Origin of the sequence: Acididesulfobacillus acetoxydans (assembly GCF_902729405.1) — a bacterium.
Lineage (GTDB): Bacteria > Bacillota > Desulfitobacteriia > Desulfitobacteriales > Desulfitobacteriaceae > Acididesulfobacillus > Acididesulfobacillus acetoxydans.
In genome coordinates this window covers 4323420-4344027 of record NZ_LR746496.1, presented here as the reverse complement: position 1 = coordinate 4344027, position 20608 = coordinate 4323420, and the positions used below count along the sequence as shown (strand labels likewise).

Annotated in this window: 16 protein-coding genes; 14 read left to right on the top strand and 2 right to left on the bottom strand. The window is 47.4% G+C overall.

The window, feature by feature from the left end; genetic code table 11:
* Positions 1-1154 precede the first annotated feature (1154 nt).
* Positions 1155-1607: a hypothetical protein gene (locus MNU25_RS19255; RefSeq protein WP_240986549.1), complete on the top strand. Its 453-nt coding sequence runs from the start codon at positions 1155-1157 to the stop codon at positions 1605-1607.
* Between the two features lie 527 nt (positions 1608-2134).
* On the opposite strand, the gene MNU25_RS19250 is transcribed toward MNU25_RS19255, so the two are convergent.
* Positions 2135-2455: a hypothetical protein gene (locus MNU25_RS19250; RefSeq protein WP_240986548.1), complete on the bottom strand. Its 321-nt coding sequence runs from the start codon at positions 2453-2455 to the stop codon at positions 2135-2137.
* A 338-nt stretch (positions 2456-2793) separates the two neighbouring features.
* Between MNU25_RS19250 and MNU25_RS20735 the strand changes: the two genes are divergently transcribed.
* Positions 2794-2892 (top strand): putative holin-like toxin, encoded by a 99-nt coding sequence (locus MNU25_RS20735; protein WP_372503704.1) that lies wholly within the window; start codon positions 2794-2796, stop codon positions 2890-2892.
* 632 nt (positions 2893-3524) lie between these two features.
* Here MNU25_RS20735 and MNU25_RS19245 read toward each other — a convergent pair.
* On the bottom strand, positions 3525-4778 hold the full coding sequence (locus MNU25_RS19245) for an IS110 family RNA-guided transposase (protein WP_240986547.1): 1254 nt from the start codon (positions 4776-4778) through the stop codon (positions 3525-3527).
* Positions 4779-5085: 307 nt separating this feature from the next.
* On the opposite strand from MNU25_RS19245, the gene MNU25_RS19240 reads away from it, so the two are divergent.
* The 12 genes from MNU25_RS19240 (at position 5086) to MNU25_RS19185 (ending at position 20452) form a co-directional block, all read left to right on the top strand.
* Positions 5086-6177: a hypothetical protein gene (locus MNU25_RS19240; RefSeq protein WP_240986546.1), complete on the top strand. Its 1092-nt coding sequence runs from the start codon at positions 5086-5088 to the stop codon at positions 6175-6177.
* Positions 6170-7084: a 3'-5' exoribonuclease YhaM family protein gene (locus MNU25_RS19235; protein ID WP_240986545.1), complete on the top strand. Its 915-nt coding sequence runs from the start codon at positions 6170-6172 to the stop codon at positions 7082-7084. Before MNU25_RS19240 ends, MNU25_RS19235 begins: the two co-directional genes overlap by 8 nt.
* Before the next feature lie 285 nt (positions 7085-7369).
* A complete protein-coding gene (locus MNU25_RS19230; RefSeq protein WP_240986544.1) occupies positions 7370-8479 on the top strand; it encodes a hypothetical protein in 1110 nt (369 codons plus the stop codon).
* Between the two features lie 353 nt (positions 8480-8832).
* Entirely contained in the window at positions 8833-9180 is a 348-nt protein-coding gene (locus MNU25_RS19225) for a TusE/DsrC/DsvC family sulfur relay protein (protein ID WP_240986543.1), read from the top strand.
* Positions 9181-9482: 302 nt separating this feature from the next.
* Entirely contained in the window at positions 9483-10796 is a 1314-nt protein-coding gene (locus MNU25_RS19220) for a sigma-54 interaction domain-containing protein (protein ID WP_240986542.1), read from the top strand.
* Between the two features lie 440 nt (positions 10797-11236).
* A complete protein-coding gene (locus MNU25_RS19215) occupies positions 11237-11584 on the top strand; it encodes a TusE/DsrC/DsvC family sulfur relay protein (RefSeq protein WP_240986541.1) in 348 nt (115 codons plus the stop codon).
* A 14-nt stretch (positions 11585-11598) separates the two neighbouring features.
* Positions 11599-12843 (top strand): (Fe-S)-binding protein, encoded by a 1245-nt coding sequence (locus tag MNU25_RS19210; RefSeq protein ID WP_240986540.1) that lies wholly within the window; start codon positions 11599-11601, stop codon positions 12841-12843.
* Positions 12844-17259 (top strand): FAD-dependent oxidoreductase, encoded by a 4416-nt coding sequence (locus MNU25_RS19205; protein WP_240986539.1) that lies wholly within the window; start codon positions 12844-12846, stop codon positions 17257-17259. It begins immediately after the preceding gene.
* Positions 17260-17289: 30 nt separating this feature from the next.
* Complete coding sequence (locus MNU25_RS19200) at positions 17290-17715, top strand: hydrogenase iron-sulfur subunit (protein ID WP_240986922.1); 426 nt, start codon at positions 17290-17292, stop codon at positions 17713-17715.
* A complete protein-coding gene (locus MNU25_RS19195; RefSeq protein ID WP_240986538.1) occupies positions 17708-18565 on the top strand; it encodes a 4Fe-4S dicluster domain-containing protein in 858 nt (285 codons plus the stop codon). The genes MNU25_RS19200 and MNU25_RS19195 overlap by 8 nt, the downstream gene beginning before the upstream one ends.
* Positions 18562-19593, top strand: a complete 1032-nt coding sequence (locus MNU25_RS19190; protein ID WP_240986537.1) for a 4Fe-4S dicluster domain-containing protein — start codon at positions 18562-18564, stop codon at positions 19591-19593. The genes MNU25_RS19195 and MNU25_RS19190 overlap by 4 nt, the downstream gene beginning before the upstream one ends.
* The gene (locus MNU25_RS19185) at positions 19577-20452 is read left to right on the top strand and encodes an FAD/NAD(P)-binding protein (protein ID WP_240986536.1); all 876 of its coding nucleotides are present in this window, start codon (positions 19577-19579) and stop codon (positions 20450-20452) included. The genes MNU25_RS19190 and MNU25_RS19185 overlap by 17 nt, the downstream gene beginning before the upstream one ends.
* The last annotated feature ends 156 nt before the right edge of the window (positions 20453-20608 follow it).

The window sequence follows — 20608 nt, the reverse complement described above, 5'->3', positions numbered from 1 at the left end:
TCCTCCTTTTTGGAAAGATTTTGTGGGTTTAACCAGGAGTGCACAACGGCTTCCCAGTCCGATTCAGTCTTTCATCATTAATTACTTGACTATGCCCCTTCACTCCACAGGCATTACCCTGTTTCATCACTACTATGGGCTGACGAGCCCTGCATTGATCCGCCATTTCCTGCGGATTAGATTTCATAACCCTTGTAAGGGTTCCATCTTGCAGGGGTCCGCTGTTCCGTGTTTCCTAGCCTTTCATACATCTTTAGCCGCCTACTATGACCCGTGGTTCAGCCTTTGCCCATGATTGGGGGGTGAGGCACGCTTCCAGTTGTTGGAGAGCGTTAGTCTTGGCAGTTCGAATTACCTTGACCATTTCCCATCTCACTGTTAGGTGAGCGATATAGTTTCCTATACCTTGCACTTTCGAGCCGTACCTACGCAGGTTCCTGGTGAGTCGGCATGGATGTTTTGTGGCGGCCCGACTACTTTACCGGCCATTTGACAGGTCGATGTTTCGCCGTCTTCACCGAGCTCTCATACCACGAATCACTTTCACTTTTATCGGGCATGTCGGAGTATTAGTCTTTCTGCGTAGCCAATCTTCTACGTGTCCGGGGATTTCACCCGGCGATTTGGAAACACAGTTCGATAGGTGATACACTTATTGTCCACTTTTGATTAGGTATTACTACCTAGCATTGTGTGGAAACAACGCGCGCAACGAGCGTTAGTTTTACTCCAACCCTGCTAATTTTGTCGTACTATAGAGATGATTCACAAAGTCTGGCGTTATATCGTATCATCCGGCAACGGCACACCGTTGAAACGGACCCAGCCAGTTTGTCTGGATTGCGCCGAATGAACGAGCATTGCACCTGATGGCAGAAGGCTTCGTGGTGGATAATCCAGCCTCCGGTAACGCCAAACATCGTTAGCGTATGGCGATAGCGATTGTATACACTATTGTTGCTGACTCTTGGGATTAGACCGTTGACCACAAGGTAAGCCACAATTGCCGCTATGATCCAGTCAATCGCGGGTAACTTTAATTGGGCATTTCGTCGATTTCAATTAAAGAAACAAATAAAAATTCGCTTGTTCGGAGATACTATAATGTGAAACAGTTGGCGTTTTCTCGTCAAAATAAACTGGAGGTAAAATTGATGCGCGATTCTATCGTAGGCATTTTTATCGGCAGTCTGATCGGCGCTGCGGTAATCAACGGATTCAGCCTGCTCTTCTATGTCCTTGGTATCAGCCCTTTCACCGCAGGGGCTGTCGCGGCGGAAATCTTTTTGCGGAATAATTTGGTCCATACACCATCCGGGATTTTTATCGGCCTGGTGGCAACCACCGCTTTAAGTTTCGGAACCGCTACGTTGACTTGGTTGATTTTGCGGTGGACCGGAAAAGATTGGGCCTGGCTCAAGGGAATCATTGCTGCCCAGGCTTTCACTTTCCTGGGCGTCGGCCTTTTTATGCCGCTGCTAGGAATCGCTCCATCCTTCCGTAATTACGGCCTGGCCCATATTGCAGCGTTAGCCAATATGATCTTCTTGGGTTTAGCTCAGGGCTTATGGCTGGTTTATTGGCAACAACCAACCATAAGGTCCTAAGTGGGTAGAGGCACCCCTCACGGGATGCCAGATTCGCATCTGGCGGCCCCGATGCTATCCCCTAGCGGACAGACTCAAAGAGCTTGAGTTAATGTTCTCACCCTTCTCTGTCCGCCTTCTGGTCACGATAGTCCGGTACCTGCTTGCAGGTTCTGGTTTTTTTCCCTGTTGCAGTTTGACCTGGCCCGTCTACTGCTCCGTCGAAGCGCTCATCGGTGTCGTCCTTCCCTGGCATATCCAGGTACTATGACGGCGCTGACTCTTCCTGCGGCATGCGGTTTCCCTATAACCTGCTCCTAGTCGGAGAGCCGCAGGAGGTCTCATTGTAGCGGTGTACGCTCCTTGGCGGCAGACTAATCACCGCCACTGGCACAGAGCTATGGGGTTTGTGTCACCGCCACTGGCGGTAGTTTGCCAGGTTTAAAATTGTCGCCAATGGCGATAAATCCACGCTTTGTTTGGAAGCACCGCCACTGGCGATGGCGCTTGAAGCTCGAAATGGACAAGGGTCTCTGTCCATCAGCCTGTCAGTCTGTCAGGTCTTTTGGAGTTTTTCGGCTTGCAGAAAAGCGTTGCTGCGCATTAAAGGTCAAGATGTCTCCTTTGGCTTCCCGGAGCTTTTCCTCAAAAACCTTCTGGAACCAGGCCGTTCTGTTTTGAACGGGGAGATACTGGGAGAACTTGTCGCTGACTTTGCAGACGGCTTCGATCATTTCGCTGGGATCATAGCCAAAACGCCGGGCTACCTCCAAAGCCAATGGGAGCAAATCATAAAAGCCCGTGCTCACCAAAAACTTCTCTAAGAGCCGCTTCTCGGACGACTCTTCAGGTATAGATGGCTCAGGCATAACCTTTACCTCCTCAAGTTTTAATTCAGATGCGATCGTCCGGATAGCGAAGGCACCCGATTTAGCAGGACGGAATAGCTTTGATTGAAGCGGATGGGGTTGCAAGGTATCTAAATCCCGCGATTCCAGTCGTGGAGAAGTTCAATGCTGCACAAGAAAACGGAAAACGTCCTCCCGACGCAATCGCGTGAGAAGGACGTTTCTCATTGGCAAAATACGGCTAAATATGGTAAAATAGAGACAAGTACAGCGAAATAGGTGCAGGGTGGGCGGCTTTTCTCCCTGGATAGTGCCCCTCATCTTCCAAGGTAACTTGAGAGGATAGGGGGTGCTAAGCAATGAGCGTATATCAAGTGCTGACGCTCGCAATATCGTTTGCGGCGTTGGTCTTGTCCATACTCAAATTTGCTAAAGACTTTAGAGAAAAGCAAAAGTAGCCCATCCCTTGCACGGAAGCTACTTTGCTTTTAGTGCCACCTATAGGCCGCACATCCTGCGGTTTCGTTGTACGGGGAGACGCGGGATATTGACCGTATCTCGCGTTCTCTTTGCCCATATTATACCGCAAAATCAAGCCGTTATGCAACAGGAGGCAAGGAACGCAAAACAAACACTCGTTCAAACCGATAGGCGATACCGGCAGCCAGTCGTTGGAAAAGCTAGGACAAAGAGCAAGTTTGTGGTATGCTATAGAACGCGCGCGGGGAAATCCCGGGATTCATTCCGGGGCCGGGAGCGCGTCCCAAGAGCACTGCCCCAAAAATATTTTTCGCAATCCCCCCGGAAAGAGCCTTGTAAATCGCCCGAAATCGCGATAAAATAGACTTAAACAAGGGGGGCGAAGCCTACCCCAAATCAATGGAAACACATGGAAGCCGCTTAATTCAAGGTGGCTTCCTTTCGTTTACCCTTTTTCAGCCGAAAAGGGGCACGCGCATACCATGAGGCAAAAGAAAGGAAGAGGAAAAAGTTTGAAACAAAGAGGTAGTGGCTAGGGAGTAAAAAGCGTACAGCAAACAAACCATTCACATTTTGTGGATGGCAAAAAATAACATTGGGAGTTTTAGGATTAAACGATTACGGGAGATTCGTCTGTTATTGTGTAACCTCTTTTCCTGAGAAGTTCCAGAGCCTGCGCCTTTGTAAGAACCTTAGATTCATTGACAGGGCGGTGCTCCAGAAAGCCTTCGGGGGTATATGGCTCCAGCTTATTCAAGATATTCCAGATAGCGGTCAAGAGCATCTTGCAGACAGCGATGATAGCCTTTTTGTGACCCCGGCGGGTCTTGATTCTGTGATACTTCTCTTTGAATTCAGGGTGTTTCTTAGACTTGAGAAGTGCATTTGCAACCTGAACAAGAAGAGGTTTCAAATAACAGCCGGCACGAGATATACGGGTGGATTTTACTTTTCCTCCACTTTGATCATTGCGTGGACAGCATCCAGCCCAGGAAACAAGATTCTTAGATGACGGAAACACGGACATGTCCGGACCAATCTCAGAGAGAATGGCAATGGCAGTCATCGGATTGGAATTGAGCCCGGGAATGGTACGAAGTAAATCTAGAATGGCTGAAAAAGGTTGTACAAGTAAAAGTATTTCCTGCTCGATTTCCCTTTTGTGGTTTTCAAGTTCATCAATGTGTGCGAGACATTGACGCAGCTTGACAGCCTGCTCGGGAGAAATCGCACCATCAACGGCATCCTGGATCTCTTCGATAGGGGTTTTGCAGCGTCCATTGACAAAGGGAGCGACATCAAAGGGTTCACCGGGATGGTCAAGTATGTAGGTAGTGATAGATCTGGCAGACTTTCCAAAGACATCACTGAAGACATCATCAAGCTTTAAGTTGGAAACAGTCAGGCAGTTCTGGGCACGGTTCTTCTCGCCAGTCAGCATATTTGTGATCTTGAAGCGGTAACGCATCAGGTCACGGAGATGCCTGATTACAGGAGAAGGGATAAAGCTGGGTTTGATCATATCGCACATAAAGAGGTCACAGATCCATTTGGTATCTTTGCGATCCGTTTTGTTTCCTTTTTGAGGTTTTGTGTACTTGGGATGTGCCAGGGTAACAAAACAGGTTTTTTCAAGGATGTTGAATACGAGAATCCAAAACTTGCCGGCAGATTCCATACAAACTTCGATACAGGAGAATTTCGCAAGCCAATCAGCCAACTCTCTAAGGCCCTTGGAAAAGGAAGAGAAGCGAGCTTGCTTATACTCAGTACGGCCATTTGTATCAGTAATACCGATGCAGGCATAGATCCAGGTTTTGTGGACATTAAGTCCACAGCAGTTTTTACGAAAGATTTTGAACAAAAGAAGTACCTCCAGCAAAAATACTTGTAGGGATGGCAGGGACTGGTCATCCGGCGAAATCGAGTCAACTTCGGAAGAGATAAGTTTACGGGCTACTGTTTTGCGCCATTCATTGATGCCTTAACGGATGACCGACACCATATACACATACGGGGTTGCCGCTATACAGCCCCGCCACTCACCTCCTCGGGTTCTGTAGTATACCAGCGACCTACAAGAGGAGGATAGCACAAAAAGAGTGAAAGGATGATGGGTTTTTGTTTCATAACCCCATCGGTGCCTTTCGCAGAAAGGCGGATTTATACACATGGACTCATTCAGCGAAAGCGAACAATATTCCGTTAAGTACCAGCGTCAAAGTGGGGGGGGTACAACAAAATCGTTTGCTCTCATCATGGACCACCTGCAAGGCACCTTCGTAGCTTTCACTCTGCTGGCAGAACAGATGCGTTGTGGTAGCTGGAAAGCTTTGCTCGCAACACTAGACAAAGAGAAGACGACCGCTAATCTCGAAGATGTAATGGAGGATTTTGCCGAACTCCGATGGTATATCTTTCCGGCCAAAAAGCAGGGGCGAAAGATTCCTCGCACAGTTGCCATATGGGAGAAGGGAGACCTCATCGTCGCCGCGTGTCTATCGGACAAATACAGCAAAAAGCGTTCCACGGTAAGAAAATGGGAAACGAAACTCAGTGCGGAAAAAGAACTCTGCTGGTGGCCGAACCGCGCGGCATGGGACGCATCCAAACAAGTAGCGGCACAGCTCAAACGGATTCCCGGCAGTACCCTAAACGTAGAGTTTTTTCCATTCTCGATGTGGATAGCCCTTGACGATGCCGTACAAAAACTCGAAGAATGCTTAACTGCGGTCCGGGAGAAAGAAGATGATCCCGTACGGCTCCAGAACCTTAAAGCAAAGATATGTGCGGACTTGTATGCGGAGTATCTGAGACAAATGCGGACAACACTGCTAGGCGCAACCCAGTGGCACACTCCCCTAAGAATACTTGTGGGAAAACAAGATCCACTTGTGATCATGCGGGATTTTTTCATGGAAGAAATAGCGCCGACCGATCTCTTGAGCGGTGGATGTTCCGTCGATTCCGAAAAACAAGCCGTCATTTCCTACTACAGTTACTGGCCGAGAAGTGGAGACATAGACATGATAGCCGCAGCCCTGTATGCCGGAGGCACGCTCCAAACAAGTCTTCTGTTTTGGCTCAATCCGTTAGTCCCGAACAGCATGGAAAAAAGCCTGATAGTGCTTGCGAAAAACTCAGCTGAGTGGAATGTCCAAAAAACTGTGATAGCGGATAAAACATTGCCCTTCGAGGTTGGTCCGGACTGCCGCCAACTGGTTCTTCCGGGATTGCTGGAGAAAGGAAGCACAAATGATTAAGGACCTGCAAACAGATCAACAACACATTACCGGTTTTTTTGCCGTTAAAGACATAGCGGAAAAGGAAACCCGCGAGGCCAAGAAAAAATACCTTGATCTCATCCTGGTCGATATCAGCGGCCAAATCAACGCCAAAGTCTGGGACATTGAGAAATGTCTCTTTGGGGATAGGCCGAAGCGGGGGGATATCGTTAAAATCGAAGCGCTGGTCCAGGAGTACAAAGGGACGAAACAACTCAATCTCAACAAACTTCGCAAGGCAGAAAAGCCCGACGGATACGATCCGCAGAAAATAATCCCCAAGGCCCCGATTCCTGCGCAGGAGATGTGGACCACGGTTAGCCGTTTTGCAAATGCCATCCGAGATGAACAGCTGCACGCGGCGATCCAAATGGTGCTCCAAAAGTACAAAGACCCACTCCTGAGCCATCCGGCGGCCAAGACATATCATCACTCGTACCAAGGCGGCCTCTTGCAGCATATCAGTACCATGCTCCTTGCCGCTGAGAAGCTAACGACTGTTTATCCGTGCAACACGGATCTTCTGTACGCAGGAATCATCTTGCACGACATCGGCAAGGTCCACGAACTCAGCACAGACGCAACCGGCCTGGGCACAGAGTACACCCTTGAGGGGGAAATGCTGGGGCACATCCCCCTGGGCCTCATCGAGCTGGAGCATCTAAGCAGCCTGGATGCGGAAAAGAAGTTGCTCTTGCAGCACATGATCCTCTCGCACCATGAGATCCCCGAGTGGGGCAGTCCGAAGCGGCCCATGTTCAAGGAGGCGGAACTTTTGCACCACCTGGACATGATCGACGCGCGGATGTTCGATTTTGTACCGGCCCGGCTAAACAACAGAAGCAACGGAAAACAAATGAAACGGTCGTTAGCTTTAGGTATTTAGAGAAAATATCATAAAAACGATTATAGCGACCGCTGCATCGTGAAATGCGGCCATAAACGGTTGACAGAGGCCGAAATTCGCAGTAAAATAATCTTAGAAAAGGGAATTAGGTTGGACCTCCTTTCCCCTGGGTCCCCGAGCCGGATCATCTCCGACGCGTGCCGTCGGTGGAACGCCCGATCCGCTTCGTGCCAAAGCAGGGTGCGGAGTTGAGCCTCTAAGAGTAGAGGCTTATTTTTTTTGCGCCAAAAACAAAGAACCAAACAAAAGAAAGAAGGTGAAGACATGCTCAAATCCCTAGATGGGATGCGCATACCGGTCACAGAAAAACAAGCGCAGGCTCTGCGTGCGGCGGCAGGGATTCTCACACTCATTGCCACGGGCCTTATCTTTTACCGGGCCGTGGGAACTGTCGGCTGGCAGACCGATGTATCCTGGCACACCTTAAATGGCCTCCAGATCCTGCGCACGCATAGCATTCCACTGACCGACACCTGGACCTGGAAGACACCGGGACATCCCTGGGGAGACGGAGAATGGCTCTGGGATCTCGTCTCCGCTTTTGTCTATCTCCACTTCGGCTGGTTCGGCATACGCCTCTTTGCCGTCGCAATCATGGAAGGACTCACATTCAGTCTCTGGCGGTATGCGCGTACCCTCCAGCCGACCTCCGTGGCCATTCTTGTAGCGATTCTCAGTGGGTTTGCTTGGATTACCGAAACTCAGGCCAGACCCCAACTTGTATCCTACCTCTTCTTTGCCTGGGCACTTCTGGCCATAGAAAAAGCCCGCGCAGAAGGGACAAAACGTCCTCTCTGGCTTTTCCTGCCGGTTCTCATTCTCTGGAACAACATGCACGGCTCAGCCGTCCTCTGGTTGGGACTCATCGGCCTGGAAATGCTCTTTGCCTGGAAAAAAGCCAAAGAGTACACCGGCCTTGCCCTGGCCTCGCTGGCCGCCCTCTGTGTGCGACCCGATCCCTTGGCCTTGCTTCACTTTTTAAGTCGCCAGCTCACCCCGGCAAATCTCGTCATCAGTGAATGGCTTTCGCCCAGCTTTCATCAGCCCAATCAGCTCTACATTCTCGCTTTGGGAATCCTGCTCATTGGCTCCACCTGGCACAAAGCGACACTTAAAGAAAAGTGCTGGCTCATCTTTGGCTGGGCCGCTTACTTTATCGCTCAGCGTTTCTCCACCTATGCCGTCATTTTAACCCGGGTCGTCTTTGCCCGCGCCTTTAAGGTGCCGGAGCGTCTTTACCGGAACAACTTCCTGCCCATGCTTACGGCGCTAATCCTGGGGATCTTCCTGTCGGATTTTTTGGGGCCTGCTTTGCGGTTGTGGAGTGTCATAGGGGCGCCGATTGCTGCTCAGCACCAGATAAGAATATTCTGACACCAGTTGACGTAAACGTCAAGGTAAATGTATTACAAATTGTCGCAGAGGGGCGCTAGGCCCTGCTGCTGATTAAGGGATTGTTTGCCATCTGAATTATTGACATAGGTTCGGAATGAGCCTAGAATTAGTTAGTGGCATATGCCAATTAAGTGAAAGGCGATAAGGGTGAGTAAAAAAGAAACAGTGTTGGGAATATAATCGCCATAATCGACAGGCGCGAGGCACTGTTTCAAGCAACAGCCCGGATAATAAAGGGAATCCGGGTTTCCTTTTCTATTGGTATGGAACTTGCAATTTTTAGGATAGCAAGAACAAAGATCTAGGGACCCAGATGAGAAAGGGGGGAAAGTATGAGCAGATTCTCTATCCTTGGTTCTGCAGTGCGTCGACATTATCTTTCACTGGGAGCTGTTTGCGTTGAGGATGAAAACATTTGGGATGAGATGATTACTAAAATCCTTGACAAAGAAGGAATAGCGGTAATCACTTCGGAGCATCGCAAAGTGATGGCGGCTGTGCGGAAATCTTACTTGGAGAGAGGAGGGGCCCCTTCGGTAAAAGAAATTTGTGAACTGACGGGATTAACCTTGAGTGCCTTCTTTCGTCTGTATACAGATTGGGCCCATACGATCTTCGTTATCGACGGCATCGTCAGTACTGTCTTAGGAATTCCTTTCGGGTCATTTGAATGTTGCTAGGAGGGGGAGGTGCCTCAAGCCCTTATGCGGAACAGGCTTGAGGCACATTCTGCGCCTGTGAACTTTCGAAGGAAGGAACGGTCGGGTGACACCGCAAAGAGAGGTCAGAGCCAGGGAGTGCGGAAGCCGAAACAACTGTCCATACAAACTAAGGCATCCACTCGTCCTTCAGGCATTGCGTCGAACGGCGGCAACGGCTTGGAGGAATGACCGGTTATCTTCTATATAGAGAACGGTGGGAAAGATTGATGGCAATGATAAAGAGCATTACAAGGATGGTGTCATCAGGGGGTTCAATAAATATGAATCCGAAATCGATTGATTTTGAGGGTATACTTAATAGCATATCCGAGGGTGTTTTTACTGTGGACACAGAAATGAACATTACGACTTTTAATAGGGCTGCGGAAAAAATAACGGGTTATTTAGGCGATGAAGCTATAGGTAAAAAGTGTTACCAACTACTTAAAGGTTCGCATTGCTGTGGTGAGAACTGTCTGATGCGCAATGTCGTTAGGGACGGAGAAAAAGGCTATTCGACTGATGTAATGATTATTAATAGAGATGGCTTTCCTATTCCCGTAGAAATCTCAGTTATGCCCCTATTAAATAAGGATGGCCATATTATCGGAGGATTTGAGATTCTTTCCGACCAAAGAGAAATAGCCAGTGCCCGTCAAAGAGCATATAAACGAGACGTATTTCAGAATATTGTTGGTAAAGATCATAAAATGCAAGAAATTTATGAACTGATCGAAGCCGTGGCACCTCATCATTCGAGCGTTCTTATCATGGGAGAAAGTGGCACGGGTAAGGAGTTAGTTGCCCAGGCAATTCATTACTTGAGTAATAGAAGGGATAAGCCCTTCGTAAAGGTGAATACCGCAACATTGTCCTCAACTCTTGTGGAATCTGAATTATTTGGGCATGAACGCGGCGCCTTTACTGGAGCAAGTACGACCCACCAAGGACGTTTCGAACTTGCGGACAAAGGCACCATTTTCTTAGATGAGATTGGAGAAATTTCGCTCGAAGTTCAGTCTAAGTTATTAAGAGTATTGCAAGAGGGAGAATTCGAACGCGTTGGCGGTAAAAAAACCAATAAAGTAGACACACGGGTTATCGCGGCGACCAACCGTAATTTGGTTGAGGATATAAAGAATGGTCGCTTTCGATCGGATCTCTTCTATCGCTTAAATGTCTTTCCCATTAAACTTCCTCCGCTGCGGGAGAGGCAGAATGACATCCCTTTATTAATAGACCACTTTATCCATAGATTCAATGCGTATTTTCAAACTCCTAAAAAAGGGATGGCTCGGGACGCACTTGATTTTCTGATGCAGTATAATTATCCGGGGAATATTCGCGAATTGGAAAATGCCATCGAATATGCGTTTATTCGAGGACGAGGGGACTATGTACTTCTTAGGGATTTACCGCCCGATATGTTTGAGCAGAGCAAGATAATTACGGAGCTTTCTTATCTTAAAGATTGGGAAAAACATCATATTGAAGTGATTCTTGAACAATGTGGCGGAAATAAACAAAAAGCCGCGAAGTTGCTTGGAATCGCCCGTAAGACATTATATAATAAGATACGTGAGTACAAAATTTAGGTTTTTGTGAGCGGCTTTGGCAAATTTTTCGGGATTCAGGCATCCGTCAAAATATGGGTGCCTTTGTTTATATGAAAAACCGGCTGTCCCTAGGCTGCCGCTCTTCTTTTCGATTTCTTTGGATGTTCGGTATGCTGCCGGGCCAGGGATTTCCTTCTTGGGGGTCAGGGAGATCTTGAGCGGGAAGAAAAGGTCCTTCCAAGGGTGGAATTAACGAAACGAAAGAGCAAATGGGTTATGAAACGAGCAAGTGAGTAAAGAAGAACCAGCAGTGGGAATATAATCGTCATAATCGATACGCTTAAGGGAATGTTAGGGAGCACTAACCCGGATAACAAAGGAATCCGGGTTTTCTTTTTTTATTGGTACGGAACTTGCAATTATTTAAAAGCAAGAACAAAGATCAAGGGACCAAAAATAAGGGAAAGGGGGGGGAAAATATGAGCAGATTCTCGATTCTTAGTTCCGCGGTGCGCCGACATTATCTTTCGCTGGGACCCGTTTGTGTTAAGGATGAAAACATTTGGGATGAGATGATTTCTAAGATCCTGGTCAAGGAGGGAATCGCGGTAATTACTTCGGAACATCGAAAAGTGATGGCGGCTGTACGAACATCTTACTTGGAGAGAGAACGGGCGCCTTCGGTAAAAGAAATTTGTGAACTGACGGGATTAACCTTGAGTGCTTTCTTTAATCTGTATACAGATTGGGCCCATACGATCTTCGTTATCGACGGTATCGTCAGCACTGTCTTAGGAATTCCTTTCGGGTCATTTGAATGTTGTTAGGGAGGGGGGAGAGTATGTCAAAGGTGGAAGCCAAAAACTTTGATCTTCAGTTCAGGCAAGAGATTGCCGACGCTTTTGCCACGGTAAACGATACTCTGGATTTCACAAATTGCTTAAGCTGTGGGATGTGTACGGCAGGATGCCTCTATACTGATATTCTCGAAAATATGGATCCCCGCAAGTTCATGCGCAAGGTTCTGTTGGGCTTAAAAGAGGAGGTTTTAAATGATCCGTTAATCTGGTATTGCACTATGTGTGAGCGTTGTACCATGCTTTGTCCAATGAAGGTGGACATTGCCGGTATTGTCAGAACGATACGGGGTAATTTTGGCCTGCAAGCACCGGGTCACATACAGAGTGTAGCTGATTTACACATCGAAACAGGTAATCAACAAGGTATGACTCAAGAGGATTATCTTGACACGATTGTCTGGTTGGAGGAAGAGCTTCAAGCAAACGTTAAAGACCCCAATGCCAAAATCCCGATCGATAAAGTCGGGGCTGATATTCTCTATGTTATCAATTCACGGGAAGCAAAGTTTTATCCCCTAGATATTCTTAATACCGCGAAGATCTTCTATGCGGCCAAAGCGAACTGGACCATGAGCAGTGTAGGCTGGGATGCGACAAATTTAGCTCTTTTTAGTGGGCGGGATGATGATTCCACCAAGATTGTAGGAATGGTTGCCGACGCCATGGCACGATTAAAGTGTAAAACCCTGGTCGTCACAGAATGTGGTCACGCGATACGGTCACAGGTTTGGGGAGGGGAAGTTTGGCTAAACCGTTCTTATCCCGTGAAAAGTATTATACAGATCGTTCTTGACTACCTGAAAACAGGAAAGATAAGAGTAAGGTCGGATTTATTTAAGGATAAGTACACTTACCATGATCCTTGCAATTTAGCGCGTAAAACGGGGATCATTGAGGAACCCCGTGAAATACTCAGATATTTAGGGATTGACCTGGTAGAAATGTGGCCTAACCGGGAGTATGCCATCTGTTGCGGCGGTGGCGGAGGCGCTTTATCAATGGAAAATGATAGAGGGTTGCGTGAAATTAGAATTAAGAAAGGAAGTTTGAAAGCAGAGCAGATGAAGAAAACGGGGACCTCAAAACTCATTGTTCCTTGTCACAACTGCTTTGACCAGCTTGCGGATATCAGTAAGACGTTTAAACTCGGGATTAAGCTGACGCATATATGTTCATTAGTCGCACAAGCCCTAATCTTAGATCAGGAAATAGAGGGGGTGAAGTAAATGAAGCAGAGTGAAGGCTCAAACAAAGTCATCGGCGCCGTTATGGTCGTCGGCGGAGGAATAGCCGGCATCGAATCCTCGCTGGATTTGGCGGAGATGGGTTATAAAGTTTACCTCGTTGAGAAATCATCAGCAATTGGCGGAACAATGCCTGCCCTTGATAAAACATTTCCCACGAATGATTGTTCAATGTGTATTCTTTCCCCGAAACTGGTGGAATGTGGCCGCCATTTGAATATTGAGATATTGACTAACACAGAAGTTGAACACGTCGATGGTGTTAGCGGTAACTTTGAGGTCAGGGTTAAACAGCAACCTCGATTTATAGATATCGACAAATGTACCGGTTGCGGAGAATGTGCCAACGTTTGTCCGGTTGAGGTTGAAAATGAGTTTGAAAAGGGCTTGTCTTTGCGCAAAGCAATTTATAAGAAATACGCGCAGGCCAATCCTAATGCTTATGCTATTGATAAGAAGGGTCCGGCGCCGTGTAAAGGGGCTTGTCCGGCGGGGGTTAACGCTCAAGGGTATGTCGCCTTGACGTCACAAGGCAAGTTCGATGAAGCCGCGCAAATTGTTTATGACGACCTTTTGTTTCCGGCAACCATAGGCAGGATTTGCCCTCATCCTTGTGAGTCCAAATGCAGTCGGGGGCAAGCGGAAGGAGCAGTGAGTATCGCCGCTATAAAACGTTTTCTGGGCGATAATGTGCAGCGTCCATTACTCGTTCTTCCTGAACGGAAAAAAGGCAAGGTGGCAATTATCGGGTCAGGACCGGCCGGATTAAGTGCTGCTTATGAGTTGGTCAAAAAGGGTTATGCGATCAGCATTTTTGAAGCATTGCCGGTGGCCGGTGGAATGCTTGCCGTCGGTATTCCGGATTATCGTTTGCCTCGCCGGGTGCTGGACAAGGAAATTTCTTACTTGACGTCCGCCGGAGTAGAAATTAAGACAAACGCCCCCCTGGGAGCGGATTTGACCATTAAAGACTTACAAAATCAAGGGTATGAAGCAGTTTTTTTGGCAACGGGCGCTCATCAAAATAGAAGCTTAAATATTCCGGGAGAACAAGGAGGGGGAGTTTTTAGCGGAGTTGAGTTTTTACGGAGGGTTAATTTAGGCGAAACCCTCGATGTTGGCAAGAAAGTGGCGGTTATTGGCGGCGGCGATGTCGCGATGGATGCGGCTCGCTCGGCCTTGCGTCTTGGCGCTGAGGAAGTAACAGTGTATTATCGGCGTTCGCGCGAAGAGATGCCGGCCCGTGATGAAGAGATAAACGCGGCAATCGAAGAAGGTATCCAATTTAAATTCCTCTTGACCCCGACCTCGTTTACCCAAGAGGGAGAAACGCTTATAGGCATGACCTGTATCGAGATGCGTTTAACAGAACCCGACGCAACGGGCAGACGTCGTCCGGAGCCTAAACCTAACTCAGAGCAATTTATCCCTGTGGATATGGTGATCACGGCTGTAGGGCAGATGCCGGACCTTTCGTATTTACCCTTAACTCTTGAACGCACCAAACAAGGGACCATTGCCACGGATCCGGTCACATTGGCAACTTCAATTCCCGGGGTTTTTGCCGGCGGTGAAATCCGTACGGGACCGGGAATTGCGATTCAAGCGGTTGCCGAGGGCAAGGAAGCGGCAATATCCATTGAACGTTATCTAGAGGGCGAGGATTTGGCCGGCAACCGTCCCAAGCGCCCCCAACCCCTGGAACAAAAGCCGCTTCCCAAGAATTTGGTTGAAGTTAAAAGGGCAGTGCCGGGTGCAAAGAATCCGGCGGACCGAATTAAAGACTTTGCGGAATATGTTGAAGGCTTGAAGCCGGAAGAAGCGCAGAGGGAAGCCGGTCGTTGTCTTAATTGTGGACCATGTTCGGAATGTATGCAGTGTGTAAAGGTGTGTAAAGCGGATTGTATTAATCACTTCGACGTTGAGAAAACCTTGGATATTAAGGTGGGAGCTATCTTGTATGCTCCCGGCTTTAGTGAGTTTCCGGCCGAAAAGCTGAAGAATTTTGGCTATGATGCCTATACCAATGTGGTAACGAGTACCCAGTTTGAACGGTTGCTCAGCGCCTCAGGCCCGTTTGGGGGACACCTGGTTCGTCCTTCGGACAAGAAAGAACCGCTAAAGATTGCCTGGATTCAATGTGCGGGTTCCCGTACGCTTAAAGATGATAAACCTTATTGTTCGAGTGTCTGCTGTATGTATGCGATTAAGGAAGCGGTTATCGCCAAAGAGCACAGTCCTTATCCCCTGGATACAACCATCTTTTATATGGATATGCGGAGTTATGGCAAGGACTTCGAAAAGTATTATCAGAATGCTAAAAAGAAAGGTGTCCACTTTATTCGATCCCGCATCTATGCTGTTGAAGAAGTTTCCGATACGCAAAATCTTCGTTTGCGGTATGCCCAAGAGAATGGAAAAATTTCCTATGAAGAATTTGATCTCGTTGTACTGTCAGTTGGGCTATGTGCAGCTGAAGATAGTAATAAGCTGGCAAAGACCGCTTCATTTGACTTAAACGACTACGGATTTGCTAAGACTTATGGATCATCCCCGATTAGAACAACTCGGGAAGGGATCTTCGTAGCGGGTGCATTTGGAGGTCCGAAGGATATCCCCGAAACGGTCACTGAAGCTTGCGCCGCGGCAAGCGAGGCTTCAGGACTGTTATCCAGCGCCAAAAATTCCTTAGTTAAGGTCAAGACTTATCCGCCCGAACGAGACGTATTCGGTTTAAAACCACGAATTGGGGTATTCATTTGTCACTGCGGAATTAATATTAGCAGCGTGGTCAATGTCAAACGTGTGGTTGAAATGGCTAAAACCCTTCCTAATGTGGTTTATGCTGAAGATAATCTGTATACCTGTTCACAAGATACCCAAATCAAGATTAAAGAGCTCATTAAAGAAAAAGGGCTTAATCGCGTGGTTGTCGCCTCATGCAGTCCACGTACCCATGAAGCGCTTTTCCGGGAGACGTTAAGAGAAGCTGAACTCAATCCTTACCTGTTTGAAATGGCTAATATACGGGATCAATGTTCGTGGGTGCATATGCATGAACCAGAAAAAGCGACGCTCAAAGCCATCGACTTGGTTAAAATGGCGGTTGCGAAATCCCGGTTGTTAGAGCCAATCGAAGCCTTAAGTGTGCCTGTCGAGCCCAAAGCTCTGGTTATAGGGGGCGGTGCGGCAGGAATGACGGTTGCCCTCGCCCTTGCCACGCAGAATTATGAGGTTTATTTAGTTGAACGAAAGGGTGCTCTTGGCGGGCTAGCCAATAAACTTCAGTTTAACCATTTAGGCGAGTCCATTAGAGAAGAAATAAGTAATTTACGCTCACAAGTAATGAACAATCCCTTGATTCAAGTTTTCCTCAATACCATCATCAAAGAAGTCGCCGGTTTTGTCGGAAACTTTAAAACGACAATCGAAACCGGTGCCAAGCAAGAGGTATTGAATCATGGAGTTGTCATCGTCGCTACCGGGGCCAAAGAATATCGGCCTAAAGAATATTTATATGGTCAGAGTCCTTTGGTGAAAACTCACCTAGAAGTAGAAGAGATAATAGGAGAGCATGCCGATGAATTCCAAAAGGTGACTAATTTAGTTCTTATAAATTGTGTAGGATCACGCAATCTGGAGCATCCTTATTGCAGTAAGGTCTGTTGCTCACAGACGGTTCAAATTGCTTTGAGAGCCAAAGAGATTAATCCCAATATCAACGTGTTTGTCCTCTATAGAGATATGAGGACGTATGGTTATCAAGAAGAATTTTATCGGTTGGCTCGCCGGAAAGGGGTAATTTTTATTCGTTATGACGAAGACCACCTGCCCGAGCTTCGCCGGGAAGGGGACAAAATCTTTGTTACCTGTGAAGATCCAATTCTCGGTGAAGAAATAGAGATTGAGGCCTCCCTTGTGAGTCTGGCGGCGGCTACAGTCGCTGCGGATAACTTGGACTTATCGAAAGCCCTTAAAGTACCGCTTAATGAAGACGGGTTTTTCCTTGAAGCCCATATGAAGCTGCGCCCCGTAGATTTTAGCACGGATGGAGTGTTCTTATGCGGTTTAGCGCATGGGCCCAAACCTCTTGCTGAGGCCATGACTCAAGCAAAAGCCGCCGCCGCCCGGGCTTGTACCATTCTTAATAAGAAGTCGCTTGCGGCCGGAGGATTAACGGCCGAGGTCAATCCTTTATATTGCACCGGTTGTGGAACTTGTGAAAGTATTTGTCCGGCTAAAGCGGTTGCGGTTGATCAAAACGAGAAGGTCGCCAAGGTGAATCCGACACTGTGTAAGGGCTGTGGAGCTTGTGCTGCATCTTGCCGCTCAGGCGCGATTGACGTAAGGGGCTTTAAGAGCGAGCAAATTGTGGCGATGCTAAGACAAATGAATTGAGGTGAGAATGAGATGAACGCTAAGGACGAGATGGACGCTAAGGACGATCGTAAAATTGTCGCGTTTCTGTGCAATTGGTGCAGCTATGCCGGAGCGGATCTTGCCGGAATTAGCCGGTTCCAGTATCCGCCAAATATTAGAGTTGTAAGAGTACCGTGTTCCGGGAGAGTGGATCCTCTCTTTATCCTGATTGCCCTTAAGAATGCCGACGCGGTGCTCACATCAGGTTGTCATCCCGGAGACTGTCATTATACCAGCGGTAACCTCGTAGCCAGACGTAAATTTTCCCTCTTAAAGTCACTGCTGGATTTTGTCGGAGTTGAGCCTGAACGTGTGCAGTTTGATTGGATTTCCGCCGCGGAAGGAAATCGATTTGCCGCGAGGATAAATACACTAACCGATCAAGTAAGCAAACTTGGAGTCTGGGATCGATGGGGGAGTGTTGTTGATGACTGATACAAATACCCTGAGCAAGATTCAAGAGAAAGCTCGCCGGCTCTTAGAAGATGGCAAGGTAGAAGTCGTTATCGGTTTTGCCGCGGGGACCGTGCCGGGTAAAAGCACCCCCTCCTTTATAAGCGCTAAAGAGGATTGTGAATCCCTTGTTTGGGACAATGGCTGTTCACTCAATCTCGCTAAATACGTGTTGAAGGAAAAGCGCAAAGCGGCCATTATCGTCAAAGGGTGCGACAGCCGTTCCCTTGTCAATCTGATTACGGAAAATCAGATAAAGAGAGAGAATCTTTATATCATAGGGGCCGCCTGTCCATTGTCCGCGAGTTGTGCCGGCTGCCAAGTGAAGGTTCCGGTAATTTATGATGAATTAATCGAAGACGGCTCAGAGATTCGAGAAGTAAGTACCATCGCCGAGCGGAGATATGATGATGTTTTGGAATTCGAGAAACTTTCGGCGGAGGAACGTAAAGCCTACGTTTATGGTGAAGTGTCAAAATGCATACGTTGTTATGCTTGCCGCAATGTCTGCCCTGCCTGTTATTGTAAGGAATGCTTTGCCGAGAAAAGTTTGCCTCAATGGATAGGAAAAACAACTGATATTGGTGATAATTTGATCTTTCACTTAATAAGGGCTTTGCATGTGGCCGGACGCTGTGTAGACTGTGGATCTTGCCAGAGGGCCTGTCCGATGGGAGTAAACTTACGTTTGCTTAATCACAAACTGCTGATGGAGGTTGGAAGTCTCTATCAGTTTGAAGCCGGATTAAAAGAGGATCAGATCCTGCCCCTAAACACCTATCAATATGATGACCCTCAACCTTTCTTGGCTAAAGGAGGCGGGCACGAATGATTTATCAAATAAGGAAAGATGATTTTTTATCGTGGTTAAAAAAACAGCGCGAAGGCAAAAAAGTACTTGTCCCAACGCGTAAGGAGGAGGGATATCTTTTCCTGCCCTGGGTGGGTGACGAGCTGGATTTAAGAGAGTATACCAATACCCTGAAACCTGTCAAAGATGTGTTCTTCCCCCAATGGGAAACTTTAATCCGCTATCGAGTAGAGAAAGAAAAATCAGGCGAGATAGTGGAGGAAACATCTCGGACAGAACCTTTAATCCTCTTTGGGGTGAGGCCATGTGATGCCAAGAGTATCAAACTTTTAGATAACGTTTTCGACGGAGAAAAATATAAAGACCCTTATTATTGTCAACGGCGTAAAAATACGCTAATCATCTCGCTTGGCTGCCGGGAGCTCGGGCCAACCTGTTTTTGCCAAAATATAGGGATTAATCCCTTATCATCGGAAGGCTCGGATATATTATTAGTGGAATTTGAAGATAGGTACCTTGCCCAATCTGGTAGCGATACAGGCTTAGAAATCCTTGAACAAGCCCCGTTTACTCCCGCCGAGTCAAAGGAACAAAAGATATTTGACGAGCTAAATGGTAATCCGGCCCGTTTAAATGAAGCTGAATTTAGGTCCCTAGCTTTAAATAACATGCCTGATTTTAACGATTCTGTTTGGGAGAAATTGTATCAGAAGTGTCTTAACTGTGGGATTTGCACGTATCTGTGTCCGACTTGTCATTGTTTTGATATCAGCGAAATGACCTTGGACTCGGAAGGAAAGAGGGTCAGGAGCTGGGATAGTTGCATGTATAGTTCTTTCACTCTGCATGGTTCAGGCCATAATCCGCGTCCGACCGGTAAAGAACGAATCCGGCAAAGAATCATGCACAAGTTCAATTATTTCCCCCAAAACTATGGCGTGATCGCCTGTGTTGGCTGTGGACGGTGTGTGGCGGAATGTCCCGTGAATTTCGATGTGAGAGAAGCTCTAAAGTTATTGGGGGTGTGGAAAGATGACCTGCAGCTGTGAATCCGGCCATAACCATAATCAAGTTAATCCATATGTTCCTTACCGAATGAAGATAAAAGATGTAATCATAGAAAATCCGGAAAAAGATTTAAAAACCTTCATCCTGAATTTTCTTAACCCCGAGGAAGAAAAATCGTTCACTTATATTCCCGGACAATTTGCCGAGGTTAGTGTCTTTGGGGTAGGAGAAGCTCCTTTCGGAATTGCCAGTTCGCCGACGGAAAAGGGAGTAGTTAGTTTCACTGTAAAGAAACTTGGGCAGGTGACGTCCTCCCTTCACATGTTAGAAAAGGGAGATGTGATAGGATTAAGAGGTCCGCTGGGAAATAGTTGGCCTATTGAAAAATTAGTCAATAAAAACCTGGTTATTATCAGTGGAGGGTTTGCTTTTACAACGCTTAGGTCATTTCTTTACTATGCACTTGACCCGGAAAATCGCAAACTGTTTAAGAATATAACAGTTGTCTATGGGGCAAGAAATCCTGACCAGTTGTTGTATAAAGCCGAATTAAGCGAATGGTCAAAACGCGATGATCTTGACTTAAAGCTTACAATCGATAGAGGTGTTGAAGGCTGGAACGGGATAGTTGGTTTTGTACCGGCGGTAACCGAACAAGTTGTTAAAGAAGCTTCAAATACGGTTGCTTTGGTGTGTGGTCCGCCGGTCATGATTAAATTCACGATCCCAGTATTAAAAAAGATTGGCTTTACGCCGGACGACATCTACACTTCCCTGGAAATGAAAATGAAATGTGGGATTGGCATGTGCGGCCGATGTAATATCGGATCTAAATTTGTTTGCAAAGACGGCCCGGTGTTTAGCCTCAAGGAATTAGAAGAACTCCCGGCAGAATATTAAACCTCTTCGCGGTGTCCAAAGTTAGATAAGGCCTTGCTATTCGGTGATCCCAGCACGACGGCCGGCGGTAGCAGAAACAAAGAAGGAACCGGAAGCGGTTCCTTCTTATTACCACAGATCCATCCTTTTCCACGCCATACCCTTTCCCTGATCCGG